12 protein-coding genes and 1 other RNA gene are annotated in these 13,184 nt (G+C 40.0%); 2 read left to right on the forward strand and 11 right to left on the reverse strand.

Annotated features, from left to right (window positions below; genetic code table 11):
* Nucleotides 1–263: 263 nt before the first annotated feature.
* From rnpB to P3R27_RS11240, 3 genes are all read right to left on the reverse strand, one after another.
* Nucleotides 264–634, reverse strand: an RNA gene (gene rnpB / locus P3R27_RS11230) — RNase P RNA component class B.
* A gap of 18 nt (nt 635–652) precedes the next feature.
* On the reverse strand, nt 653–1,066 hold the full coding sequence (gpsB, locus tag P3R27_RS11235) for a cell division regulator GpsB (RefSeq protein ID WP_010735545.1): 414 nt from the start codon (nt 1,064–1,066) through the stop codon (nt 653–655).
* 89 nt (nt 1,067–1,155) lie between these two features.
* Nucleotides 1,156–1,695, reverse strand: a complete 540-nt coding sequence (locus tag P3R27_RS11240; RefSeq protein ID WP_034688158.1) for an SLOG family protein — start codon at nt 1,693–1,695, stop codon at nt 1,156–1,158.
* A 64-nt stretch (nt 1,696–1,759) separates the two neighbouring features.
* Here P3R27_RS11240 and recU point away from each other — a divergent pair, with 64 nt between their 5' ends.
* Both recU and P3R27_RS11250 read left to right on the forward strand, forming a co-directional pair.
* Nucleotides 1,760–2,401 (forward strand): Holliday junction resolvase RecU, encoded by a 642-nt coding sequence (gene recU, locus P3R27_RS11245; protein WP_034688157.1) that lies wholly within the window; start codon nt 1,760–1,762, stop codon nt 2,399–2,401.
* Complete coding sequence (locus tag P3R27_RS11250) at nt 2,391–4,781, forward strand: PBP1A family penicillin-binding protein (RefSeq protein ID WP_034688155.1); 2,391 nt, start codon at nt 2,391–2,393, stop codon at nt 4,779–4,781. The genes recU and P3R27_RS11250 overlap by 11 nt, the downstream gene beginning before the upstream one ends.
* A gap of 54 nt (nt 4,782–4,835) precedes the next feature.
* Here the strand turns inward: P3R27_RS11250 and P3R27_RS11255 are convergent, their stop codons facing one another.
* The 8 genes from P3R27_RS11255 to P3R27_RS11290 all read right to left on the reverse strand — a co-directional run.
* On the reverse strand, nt 4,836–5,240 hold the full coding sequence (locus P3R27_RS11255) for a hypothetical protein (protein WP_051536162.1): 405 nt from the start codon (nt 5,238–5,240) through the stop codon (nt 4,836–4,838).
* 5 nt (nt 5,241–5,245) lie between these two features.
* The gene (locus tag P3R27_RS11260) at nt 5,246–5,809 is read right to left on the reverse strand and encodes a hypothetical protein (RefSeq protein ID WP_034688153.1); all 564 of its coding nucleotides are present in this window, start codon (nt 5,807–5,809) and stop codon (nt 5,246–5,248) included.
* Nucleotides 5,810–5,833: 24 nt separating this feature from the next.
* Entirely contained in the window at nt 5,834–6,358 is a 525-nt protein-coding gene (locus tag P3R27_RS11265; RefSeq protein WP_034688151.1) for a hypothetical protein, read from the reverse strand.
* A gap of 54 nt (nt 6,359–6,412) precedes the next feature.
* Nucleotides 6,413–9,373 carry a BspA family leucine-rich repeat surface protein gene (locus P3R27_RS11270; RefSeq protein ID WP_051536160.1) on the reverse strand — a complete coding sequence of 987 codons (2,961 nt, stop codon included), beginning with the start codon at nt 9,371–9,373 and terminating at the stop codon, nt 6,413–6,415.
* A 147-nt stretch (nt 9,374–9,520) separates the two neighbouring features.
* Complete coding sequence (locus P3R27_RS11275; RefSeq protein WP_034688149.1) at nt 9,521–10,711, reverse strand: hypothetical protein; 1,191 nt, start codon at nt 10,709–10,711, stop codon at nt 9,521–9,523.
* Nucleotides 10,712–10,786: 75 nt separating this feature from the next.
* A complete protein-coding gene (locus tag P3R27_RS11280) occupies nt 10,787–10,957 on the reverse strand; it encodes a hypothetical protein (RefSeq protein ID WP_161633738.1) in 171 nt (56 codons plus the stop codon).
* A gap of 46 nt (nt 10,958–11,003) precedes the next feature.
* Nucleotides 11,004–11,564, reverse strand: a complete 561-nt coding sequence (locus tag P3R27_RS11285; protein WP_034688147.1) for a hypothetical protein — start codon at nt 11,562–11,564, stop codon at nt 11,004–11,006.
* A 30-nt stretch (nt 11,565–11,594) separates the two neighbouring features.
* Nucleotides 11,595–13,184 (reverse strand): MucBP domain-containing protein (locus tag P3R27_RS11290; protein ID WP_301399078.1); only part of this gene is annotated, 1,590 nt, incomplete at its 5' end.

Below are 13,184 nucleotides of genomic sequence, written 5' to 3' on the forward strand. Positions count from 1 at the left end.
TGACCTTCGTCCTCTATAATCAAACAAATGGTGTGGCAGAAGCAGCCCTTAGAAAATAAGCAACAACACCCAAAAATACGACAAGCTATTTTCGTATGTTGCTGCTTCATTCTTGGAGCTGTGCGCTTCCGTCACACCCTCTTCTAAATCTCCTACATCCGATCTTTTCTATGTGAAAAGATCGGATGTAGGAAAAAGCTATTGTTAGTACTGATTTTGTAGGCTGTTATTCGCCTATCGATTTATTCCCTGAAGATGTGGTTTTCTATAAGCCATGTTCTGTACTTTGTTTTTCCAGGGAGAAAAAACAAAGCGGTAACCATCTATCTGCAGATCAACTGCCCTTTTGTCTCGTTCTGATTCCCCGACAAAAAGCGCCCCTACCGTTGTTTGGGTTGCTCGCTCGAGGGGTTTACCGCGTTCCACCGAACAAGTTTCCTCGTTCGCTTCGTCACTGTGGCACTTTCAAGGATACTGAAGCATAGCCGAAACCTTAGCTTGTTTTCCTGCCGTTACTCTAAAAGAGTACCTTAGCTTATTTTTTCGCTAAGCACGAACACTACAGGCATCACAGCCTGTGCGAGCATGGACTTTCCTCAGTCTGGTCAAAGCCAGACCGCGATTACCCGAAAACCACAAATCGATTCATTGCTTAAAACTGACGTGTTGCTTCGTTGTCATGTTCATTTGTTGTTGTATAGTTGTTTGGATTAGGCGTTACTGGTGGTACATTTCCTGCTTGTGCATCTAATTTTTTACCAAATACTTCACGTTCAAGATTTGATAGACGTTTTAAAATATCAAAATTCGTTACTGCCGCACTTTTCGGAGTTTCTGTTTGTTGTGCACGACTTGGAGCTGCTCCTTGGTTTTTCGATAATTGAGCGACTTTTGCACTTAATTTATCGTTTTCTTCTTGTAAAGCAAGGAGTTGTTTGCTGTAATTCTCATAATCTTTGATAATATTGTCTAAGAATTCGTCAACTTCGATCGGATCATATCCGCGCATTTTTGTTTTGAATTCTTGTTGTAAAATGTCTTTAGGACTATAAATCAAATTCGCCATATTTACACCTCTAGTTCTCATTTACGTATTAACGTTTCTACTTTTTTATTGTATCGGAAAAGACTTGATAAATCAAACACTATATTATTTTATTCACTAAAATTTTGCAAATCATCCATGCTGACGGTTCGAATCTCATAAGGATGACTCCCTTGGTATTTTTGTGCATCCTTAAAAAAATAGTCTATTTTTGCAGGATATTCTGGATCATAAATCAATAGTGTCCCGTCTGTATGTTGTAGAATAAATTGGGTATGATTCCTTAGTTGACTTGGTGATTGATAGGGTTGGTGACTCACCGACTCACGATAGTCAGAAAGCTGTTCTACCAGCCTTTTCTTTTCCTGATTGTTCTCATTCCAACCATTGCCAAACTCTGCAAACGGATAAATGATCCCAAGCTTCAATTCTGGATAATCCGCCTTCATTTCAGCGACGACTCCACCTGCCCATAATTCGACGCCTAAGTTACCGCTGATGATCACCCATTCCAATCCTTCTTCCACCAATTGGGTCAATTCATTTTTTAAAACTTTTTTAATAACTGTCATTTTAGGGTCATTATCTTTGAATATGCCTAATTCAAAACTGCGATAACCAGAGATATACATTACTTTTATTGTATCCATTCCAGTTTCCTTTTCTTTCTCTGTGCTTTTTTGCTATAATGTGGCCTAGGAGAGTGATTCGATCATGGTTTTACGCTATCCAAATGGCCGTCCTTATATCAAGGATGCCTCGTCCAAAGAAAAAAAACAAGTAAAAAGGAACCCAAATACGGAGTTTGGCAATCGCGGGATGCGATTTGAAGAAGCCATCAATGAAAGCAACGAGTATTATCTGGCCCATCAAATGGCTGTTATCCATAAAAAGCCAACACCGGTTCAAATCGTAAAAGTTGACTACCCTCGACGTAGTGCCGCTGTCATTAAAGAAGCTTATTTTACACAAGCTTCTACAACTGATTATAACGGTGTCTATCGAGGTTTCTATTTGGATTTTGAAGCAAAAGAGACAAAAAACAAAACTTCATTTCCATTTAAAAATTTTCATCCCCATCAAATCTCACATATGGAAGCTTGTCAAAAACAAGGAGGAATCTGTTTTGTACTTTTATGGTTTTCTGCCTTACAGCGTTGTTTTTATTTAGATAGTACACATTTAATCCACTATTGGAACGAACAACAGACACAAGGAAGAAAATCCTTGCCGCTTTCATTGATCGAAGAATTAGGAATCGAGATTCCAAGTGGTTTTGCCCCTCGTGTTCCATACTTGCAAGCAATCGACCAGTACTTAGAATCTAATGAAGGAGAACCAAAGAATGCCAACTAACCAAACAAGATCTTCTAAAAGAAGCACCTCCTCTTCTTCTCCAAAGAAAAGAGGAAAACAATCAACGAAAAAAGGCACTGGAAAAGATCGAAAAGGATTGATCACACGTATTCTTTTAATTGGTCTTTCCTTGATCTGTATCGCTTTTCTCGCAGGGGTCGGACTTTTTTGGTTTTATGCCAAAGATGCTCCTGCTTTGACAGACGAAAAACTGGATGCAACAGTTTCGTCAAAACTTTATACGAAAGATGGCGAGTTATTTGAGGATCTAGGAGCAGAAAAAAGAGAAAAAATTTCTGCCAACGAACTGCCAAAGACACTTGAAGATGCCATCGTGTCAGTCGAAGACCGAAGATTTTACAAACATATCGGTGTCGACCCTGTTCGGATCATCGGTGCCGCATTATCCAACTTCACATCTGGCGGCTTACAAGGTGGTAGTACGTTGACTCAGCAGCTGATCAAGCTCTCTTTCTTCTCCACTAGTACCGAAGACCAAACAATCAGACGTAAGGCCCAAGAAGCCTGGATGGCTGTCAGACTGGAACAAACGAAATCAAAACAAGAGATATTGACCTACTATGTCAACAAAGTCTATATGTCTAACGGTCTTTATGGCATGGAAACAGCGGCTCAATCTTACTTTGGAAAAACATTAAGCGAATTGAATTTACCGCAAACCGCGCTTTTAGCAGGAATGCCTCAAGCACCGTCAGCTTATGATCCTTACCAGTTTCCAGAGCAAGCAAAAAAACGTCGTGACACTGTCTTGTACACGATGCTCCAAAATGAAAAAATTTCTCAAACAGAGTACGATACAGCGATCAATACACCGATCACGGATGGCTTGCAAGAATTAACTCAAGAAGACACTAATACACGGATCGTCGACAATTATGTCAAAGAGGTCATCAATGAAGTCCATGCTAAAACAGACAAGAATGTCTATACCGATGGCTTAGATATTTATACGAACTTAGATTTGAATGCCCAAAAACACTTATATGATGTAGTGAATACAGATCAATACGTTGCATATCCAGATGATCAAATGCAAGTAGCCACTACATTGATCGATGTCAATACTGGACAAGTCACAGCGCAGATTGGTGGAAGAAACATTCCGGATGATGTCGCTTTAGGTAATAACTTAGCTGTTAATACCTCTCGTGACTTTGGTTCAACTATGAAACCGATCACTGACTACGCGCCAGCATTTGAAGAATTGAACTATTCTACTGGCAAATTGATCGCCGATGCACCCTACAATTATGAAGGAACTTCTATTCCTGTTACGAACTGGGACAACCGTTACATGGGAATGATCACCTTGCGCCAAGCGTTATACCTTTCAAGAAACGTCCCGGCAGTCAAGCTATTCAATGAAGTTGGCGCAGATAAAGTTGCTGAATTCTTGAGTAGCTTAGGAATCGAATATAGCACGATCCATCAGTCAAATGCGATTTCAAGTAATACTGAACAACAAGATGGTACAAAATACGGTGCTTCTTCTGAAAAAATGGCCGCAGCATACGCTGCCTTAGCAAACGGTGGCACTTACTATAAACCACAATACGTTAATCGGATCGTTTTCCAAGATGGCACTGAAGAAACGTTTGAACCAGAAGGAACAAGAGCGATGTCTGAAGAAACAGCGTATATGGTTACTGACATCTTGAAAGATACGATTACTCGCGGAACTGGTACGAATGCCGCAATCCCAGGGTTGATTCAAGCAGGTAAAACAGGAACATCTAATTATACGGACGAGGAATATGCTAAGTTAGGTACCTCAACGGGCGTTTATCCAGATATTTTATTTGCTGGTTACACACCGAATTATGCAATTTCTGTGTGGACGGGATACAATGATAAAATGACTCCGATCACTTCCACTGGAACAGACGTAGCTTCAGATGTTTATCGCGAATTGATGAAATTTGTCTCCGCAAATGTGACAAATACGGATTGGACGATGCCTAGCGGGCTGTACCGTTCTGGTGGTGAATTATTCTTTAGAAATGCATCATCATCTGGCAATTCAAACGCTACGGTGCCGTCAACGACGATTCCTTCTTCATCTGCGGTCGTTCCTGTAACTCCTGTTCCAGACTCTTCAACTAGCGAAACTGTTCCTGAGACTTCTACAAGCTCAACGACTGAACCTAGTAGCTCTGAACAGTCGATACCACCAAGTAGTGAACCAACTGAACCAAGTAGCGTGCCTTCTACAGAACCACCAGCCTCTTCTAGCGAGGAAGCACCACCTGAATCCTCTGCTACGCCACCAAGTTCTGAAGATACAAATGCTGCTGGCGGTGACAGTGGAACACGAACTGCACCTTCTACTCGAGCTTCGTCAAGAAACAGTAGTGACTGACCAATAGAAAAAAGCCATCCTCTGCGGATGGCTTTTTTGTTTACTCGTTTTCTGTTATTTTTCAATGATCATTGCTCTACTAGATCGATCATTTAAAGTATTCAATAGGATATTTTTTTTCCTACAAAACAAAACTACTCCCCCAGAAATACCAATCAACAGATAGCCTAAGAAAACGATTCGTTGATTTACTACTGTTCCAGTTTCCGGTAGATTTTTTTGAGTGATTGCAGAAAGATCAGCGACTAGTGTCTGATGCTTATTTGTTTCTTTTGTTTCTTCAACAGTCGATCCAATCGTACCAGATACTCTGATATTGTGAGTGGATTGCACCTCTTCTGCCTTAACTAAGGTTGAAAAGGATAAGCTGATAATAAGAAGTATGTGTAGTACCGATAAAACTTGCCATTTTTTACTTCTAGACTTTCTCATCTTACTATCTGATAGTAGATTTTCCATTTGCTTTATTCCTCTACTGCAAAATTTAATACTAGTTTAAAACTCGGATTACTTTCTACGGAAGCATTTCTCGGTGTCGCATCCCCACTAAATCGGAAGTTACCAACTGTATGATTCCCCTCATTACCAGATAAGGTGAATAAAGGCGTAGTTGCAACTGTCGAAACTCCGTCTTTAAATAATTCGATCGTATTGATCATTAGTCGATCCACTTCGCTCATTTCTTTGACTTCTATCACATTTGAGACGGAAGCTCGCACACTTAGCGCAGAATGGTTCGTCACATGATAAGCCGGAGAAGTAATCTTTTTATGCTCAGATTCTTCTGTTGTCCGGAAAATAGCTGTCGTCGGTAGGGTCACATTGATCCATTGATCGAGATTTTCTGGATTTGGACCAGGCTTTGTATTATCAAATTCACCGATGATCCCCTTTATAGTGATATCTCCAGAAGTTGCGCCTTCTCGCCCATCGATGGTTTGGACTGGACTAGCAAAAGCGGTAATTCCACTAATACATACTCCTGTAATTGTTAGAATACTTAATACTAATTTTGTTGCTTTTTTCATTTAGGTAGCCTCACTTAAATTGGATTAATCTTTTATCAATATGCTAATTTCTGCTTCGGTTACGCCTTGTTTTTCTTTGGTTTCTGGATCATAGATATTGACTGTCGCTGTTGCAGGATATTCTCCTTTTTCTAAAGGTCGCTTCAAATACACCGCTTCAATCAATTGATTGGGATAAATCGCGCCAGAAGAATAAATCACTTCTTTCGTATCATTGATCGTGATATCGACCGCAATCGGATAAATATTCGTGCCAGGATTGACGATTTCGATCGATCCACGACTTCTGCCATTTTCGAAAACTGCTTCTGGGTTGATCTGCAAGGTGAAATAATTTGCATCTGCTAGTTCTTGCGCACGCTCAGAAAACCGTTGATCACTTGCATCACTGATTTCAGGTAACAAATCCGCGCTGATAACTGGAGTGGGTTCTTTTTGACTAAACCAATACCAACTAGCAACAGTCATCACCATTAAAAAAACAAACAATAATAAGACGCCGTTCTTCCGTCGTTTCTTTTGTTGATTCCTTCGTTTTGTTTCACTCATTGGTTGAACGTCTCCTAGTCATTATCATTCTTTTATCTCGTACATCTATGCCCGCTATCTGGGAACAAATCGTAAAATCATACGATAGGTAGGAACGAATGAATCTTGATAATAGCCCCCTTGTTCATTGTCACTTTCCGCGATCCACTTAGGATAGGGCCCATAAAATCGACCGGTCAAATGGAAAGGGACACTTGAGTATGGTGCAACTTGTGCCAAGCGTTGTTCACTTCTTCGTCCATATAAAGAAATTTTGGTTTCATTAGACATCAACTGTAATTCCAATAGTGGTTGTTTGATATCAGAGAAGTTTTTCGGTTGTCCTTCTTGCAATGGCGCGTGATCTAAAGGATTCTCATCCTCTCTTAACAAGATGACCCCTGCATCATCTTCAATAATGAACTGATTTACATACGTATCAACAGAAAGATCTGAATGATTACGGATCTCGTAATCTGGACTAACAAATTCACGATTAGTTTCCTCGCCTTGGTAGAGGGATTCGAACACCATTTTCGTCGGTATGGAAACTTTTAGATGATGGATCTTCGAATTAACATCAATGCCTATTGTAAATTGATAGGCTTTGTTCCCTACTTGAAATGTGGCGAAATACGTGCCATCGTCCACATCATCCTTAGTTAAATCTGTAGCCACGATTTTAATTTCCTGACTGCGGTCGTCCTGTGTCAAAACATCGTGTGCTGTTGCCTGACTTTCCTTCAGAATCAATTCATGGAGTTCTGCTTCACTGGTTAATGCCTCTAACTTCTTACGCTCTAATGTGAAGTGATTTGCAGTGTAGTCGAGACCTTTGATTACCTTTTTTTCAATCGTCAAATCACCAGTTGTTTCGACGGATGGTTTAGCAACAGTGAGCGTTACCTCTGTATCTGTTGCTAAACGCTCATTTTCTGTTAAGGGTATCTCAAACTGTCGAATCCGTTGATCTGCATCTTGGTAATCTCCCCACTTGATCCTCGGTGATTCTTTGGTTACAGTGACTGTTTGTCCCGCTGTATTTTGGTAAGTGATCGTTCGATTATCCGTTACTTCTGTCATCCAGCCAGTGATTGCTATCGATTGGTCACTTAATGGCTCTAATGCAGCCACTAATTCTTCCGGACGAGAACGCTCCCATACATAAGTTCCTGGATGACTTCCGTCATAATTTGCCATAAATTCGTTTGAATTCTCAAACGCGATGGTTCGAACTGAACTATCCAAACTTTCTTCAAGCACCCATCGTCCTGTATACTCCGCTGTAGGTACGATAGTTCGTAAGCTGGTATTTCCGATAACTGATTCTTCTCCTAATTTAAGGGATGAAAGTCTTGATGCAAGATGGAACATGCCCCTAATATCTTTATCTCTTGTGTCCCAATTGCTCAAATCTAATTCAGCTAGCGAAGAGGAAGACATAAATAAATTCCCCATATCGATCACTTTCCCAACATTCCATTGACTAACATCTATATCAATAAGGTTGGATGTCCACGCAAATGCATGGCTCAACGTTGTCACATTGGAGACATCCCATTGACTGACATCTAACTTTCTTAAATTGCTCATCCAAGCAAATGTGTGACTCATGCTAGTTACATTAGACACATCCCATTGACTAATATCTAGCTCTTTTAGCGCCGAAGTACGTGCAAACATCTCATCCATATTCGTTACCTTAGATGTATTAAAATTCCCTACACCTTCAATACTTTCTAACTGTCTTGCCCCGTTAAAAAGAGAGGCGCTATTTTCCGGTAAAAATACCTCGTTGGTGACAATGATCGTTTCAACTTCGAAAGTGCTTTTCCATGGCGCTTCTGGGACCGATCCAGCGATTCCACCATACAAATGGATCGTTTTCGTTGCCTCGTCGTATTCCCAAGGGACAGTTCCCCATAACTGCTGGTTCTTCCGATAAGTATAGGTGACTATTTGCTCAACATTCGTGAAAAAACCTGTTGCATTTACTGGGATTGCAAGCAATTCCCAGCCTTCAATTGCTTTTGCTTCTGTGCGATAGGATTCTCCGCTAAAGCCCGTTAAAATATCACTTTGAGCCAACTCGTTTCCCACTTCATCCACATATCGTACGATGACACTGCCTTGTTGCAAGCGTTCAAAATTGGCTTGAACAATCACAGATCCCGTTCCCATTCGCAAATTAGTATTCGCAAGATTACTGTTTGTAATCGTCGCTCCGTTTTGGGTTAGAAACTGCCAATTGACAAACCGATATCCGACAGCTGGATTCGCATTCAAATTGATGGTTGCTCCTTGGGCGGCGGATGAAGCTGAAGCCGTAGGATTGCCACCAATCGTTGGATTGGCCTGAACACTCACACTATGAGTGATTTGTTCATAGACTGCTCGAATTGACGAATCTCCTGCCCCCATCGTAATGGATGTACTTTGACTCGTTCGGTTTGCGATAGTCGTGTTTCCAGAAACAAGTTCCCATTGAACAAAGCGATATCCATTCGAAACGTTGGCATGGATCGTGGTCGTTTCACCTTGTGCCAGTATTGTTTGATCCGCTCTTGGATTTCCTCCAGCAATTGGAGAAGATTGGAAAGTTAAATTATAAACCCTCTCATAGATTGCTCGTATCGTTATCGTCTCATGCACTGGTGGTCCTATAGGGCCACCAGTAGAGATACTAAGAATTGTTGTTTCTTCATTTAGATTGCTTATCGAAGCATTCAATCCGTTGATTAGCTCCCATCGAACAAAACGAAACCCTTGGTTCGGATTTGCACTGATAGTGTATAATAAACTTCCCCATGGCGGATTTATATGAGGGGCAAAACTAGGTCTACCACCTTCTGAAGGACTTGTTTCAAATGTGATTGTTGCATTTCTCTCTAGTCCTAAACTTGGATCATTTTGGCTTTCGGGTGCAGATTCACTAGTTTCTGATCCATAGGCAAAATGAAAAGGTAGATGGGTCAAAAGAATCACTAATACGGTCATTAAGATGATTATTTTTTTACTATTTTTTTTGCTTTTCATTGGTACTCCTTAACTTTTAGCTGTTTCAACAAGCGAATATTCTTTCTTTGTTAGAGTTCTTATAAATTAACAACGTGACTATTCATCAGACAATTAATCATTGATATCTCTAATCGATAAAAATTTTATCGATTAGAGGTACTTTTTTTATGCGCGTTGCTCTTTAGGGGAAGAACTACGCAATTTCTCTGAACTCTTGCGTTGCATGATTTCTGCTGATTTGCTTACGCTTGCTTCCATTTTGTCGTGTAGCTTACTGGGACCGGCAATATTTGTCGCTAAGGAAGGTGTTAATGTTTTTTGTGTCAGTCTTCGTTGCTTCACTTCATGAGAAGTTCCCGTACGCTCACTCACATTGAATAAAGTCTCTGCTTTTGAATAATCGCCTTTCATAGCTAGTAATCGAGCTTTTTGTACGATGTCTAAATCATTTTTCAATTCATTAATTTGACTTTTTAACTGACGATATTTTTGTCGGTTAAAAATATACTTACTAAAAAAATTGATTCGTTGTTTTTTACTTTGTAATTCGGCTAATTCATTTTGTTTCGTGTTGACTTTCATATTGTATTTTTCTAAGTTATGATTTTTTAGGATTGTTTCTTTTAATTCATGGATTTTTTCAAAAACGGAATGAGTATCTCGGTAGTAACCTTGATCTTCTTTCCAGTTTTCAATGAAATTACCAAGTGCTAATTCACTTTGTGTTTGATGTTGTTTAAACCTGCCATAGAAACCCGCATCCTTGAAACTAGCATCCATCTTCAAGTCATATCTTTTTTTATGCATTATGATTTTATCACCTAATTCATTAATATTTTTCTCATCATTTGATGAATCATACTGAAATTTATATTGATCAAAAAAAACGGATAATTTTTCAAAATGATCATCAAGTTCATGATGAATCATTTTTTTGGCTTGTTTTAAATCTGCTTGAACAATTGGTGCCGACCCTTTCATTTGGCTTGATATGTCTATTCTTTTTGTCGATTTACTACCCTGACCTGATTTAAGTCTTTCTGATTCTCTTTCTTGAATCAACTGTGCTTTCTCCGCTTTATATTGTTCATAGCGAGGATCACTCATATCTTTGATGCGGTCTATTTTCACTTGTATTGTTGAGATTTTTTCCGTTAACTGCTGAATTTTTTCAGGATCTGATTTTACTTCAATAGCTCTCGAGTTACTAGATTGAACGGTGGACTTCTTTTCATTCCGTGCAGCAATTTGTTGTCGCAACTTATTTCTCTCTGCTACTAAGTGATCATATTCAGGATCATTGATATCTTTTATACGTTCAATTCTTTGATTTAATTTTACGAGTTGTTCATCCATTTATCATTCCCACTTTCTTAAAGAAATCCTTGATCTGTCTTCACGCTATTATCCATGAACCAAATGACTTATTTGTTATTTTTTATTTTTTTGTAACGCACGTTTGAATGCTTCTGACGATCGAACATTCTCTAAATAAACGCGTTCTTGCTCTCTCTTGTTTTCTTCTATCCTTTTCATTGCTTGGATTCGCTTAGTTTCACGGCCTATTCTTCGTTGCTCATTACTCATACGCTCATGTTCCATTGTTTCTCCTCCAATCAGGATGGCTCAAATTGATCATGAAAATTCCTTATGATCTTTGCAATGATGGTCTTCTTGTTAACTGATTATTTTTTGATAATTGATTGATTTTATTACTTTTACTGATCGCCTCTTTTTTTACTGTAGCAAAACTTAATTTTTTGACTTTAGCAACGGATTGTTGTTTTACCACTTTTTCTGACTTGACTTCGGCTGATTTAATCCTTCGTTGTGAAGATGTCGCTCCGATTCCGAGTGTTTTTATACTCTTTAATAGATCAAACTTCATGAAGTTCGCTCCTAATTTATATAAAAACTGAAAAAGATTCCGATTGGTTTTTGTTGCGATATTTTTTACAACAGGCGCTTTTTCTTTCGCAGCTTCCGCTTTGACAGGTTGTTTTTTAGCTGCCTTCGTCGTATTAGCAGATGCTTCTAAAGGTGATTGTTCTTTTTCTTTCTTTTTTGTGATTCTATTTTTGATCATCTTCGTCACCTTGACGACAAATCTTCCTAAATATTTTAGTCCCATAAAACCATATTTAGGTGTTCTCAACGATGTTTTTTGCAACGTTTTTACCTCTGGATCAGGCTGTTCATTGGTGATCATTAAACTCCTCCTTTAAGTCAATGATTGGTATCATTTGTTTTTACATTTAGTTCGCTTTTTTAGTTGTTTCCAAAAGACAAATGCAACGATTGACGTCCCTCCTACAGTTAAGGAAATTCCTGCTTGACTATTCAATTTTGGTAGCGAACGCTTCTCTTCTTTTCTTCTGATTGTAACTCCATTATTCTTTTTAGTTGGTGGTGTTTTATTCGATCCTTGGTCTACCGGTTTTGTTTCAGGGTGCTTATCCTTATTATCATTAGGTTTGTCTTCCTCTGGTATCGGCTGCTCCTCACTTCTAACATAGATGAAATTTATCTCTTGCTCCGCGTCTGTAAATACACCTGTAGGTTGACCGATGGTTTCTTTCACTTCCCAACCAGCTATTTGCATTGGCTCTGCCTTAAAAGCTTCTCCCCAACGTCCAAGTAGAATGTCCATTCGATTTTTTTCAGACGTTTCCTCAAAAATGTGGTTAACGACTACTTGACCGCCAATTTTACGCTCGTATTGGATCGTGACCGTTTGTGCTTGTTCCGTTACTGTCACTTGTGGCAATTCACCTTTTATTTGCCAGCCTGCAAGTAGTTTTGGTATTAACTCGAATTGCTCGCCCACATTTCCTACATCTGTAAAAATTTCACTCATATTCAATGACGGCTCATCAATATATTCGTGATTCACGGTGATCGCTCCGCTAGTTTGTCGTTCATATTGGATCGTGACCGTTTGGGCTTGTTCTGTCACGGTCACTTGTGGCAATTCACCTTTTACTTGCCAGCCGTCCTCTGTTCTAGGGGTCAATTCAAAGCGATCGCCCACATTTCCTACGTTTGTGAATCGCTCACTGCTGTTCATGGTCGGAGCACCGATAAATTCATGGTTCACGGTGATCGCTCCGCTAGTTTGTCGTTCATATTGGATCGTGACTGTTTGTTCTTGTTCTGTCACGGTCACTTGCGGCAATTCACCTTTTATTTGCCAGCCAGCCTCTGTTCTAGGGGTCAACTCAAAGCGATCGCCCACATTTCCTACGTTTGTGAATCGCTCACTACTATTCATAGTCGAAGCACCGATAAATTCATGGTTCACGGTGATTGCTCCGCCAGTTTGTCGTTCATATTGGATCGTGACCGTTTGTGCTTCTTCCGTCACGGTCACTTGTGGCAATTCACCTTTTACTTGCCAGCCGTCCTCTGTTCTAGGGGTCAACTCAAAGCGATCGCCCACATTTCCTACGTTTGTGAATCGCTCACTGCTGTTCATGGTCGGAGCACCGATAAATTCGTGGTTCACTGTGATCGCTCCGCCAGTTTGTCGCTCATATTGGATCGTGACCGTTTGGGCTTGTTCTGTCACGGTCACTTGTGGCAATTCACCTTTTACTTGCCAGCCGTCCTCTGTTCTAGGGGTCAATTCAAAGCGATCGCCCACATTTCCTACGTTTGTGAATCGCTCACTGCTGTTCATGGTCGGAGCACCGATAAATTCGTGGTTCACTGTGATCGCTCCGCCAGTTTGTCGCTCATATTGGATCGTGACCGTTTGGGCTTGTTCTGTCACGGTCACTTGTGGCAATTCACCTTTTACTTGCCAGCCGTCCTCTGTTCTAGGGGTCAA

The organism is Enterococcus spodopteracolus (genome assembly GCF_030441955.1).
GTDB lineage: Bacteria > Bacillota > Bacilli > Lactobacillales > Enterococcaceae > Enterococcus_B > Enterococcus_B spodopteracolus.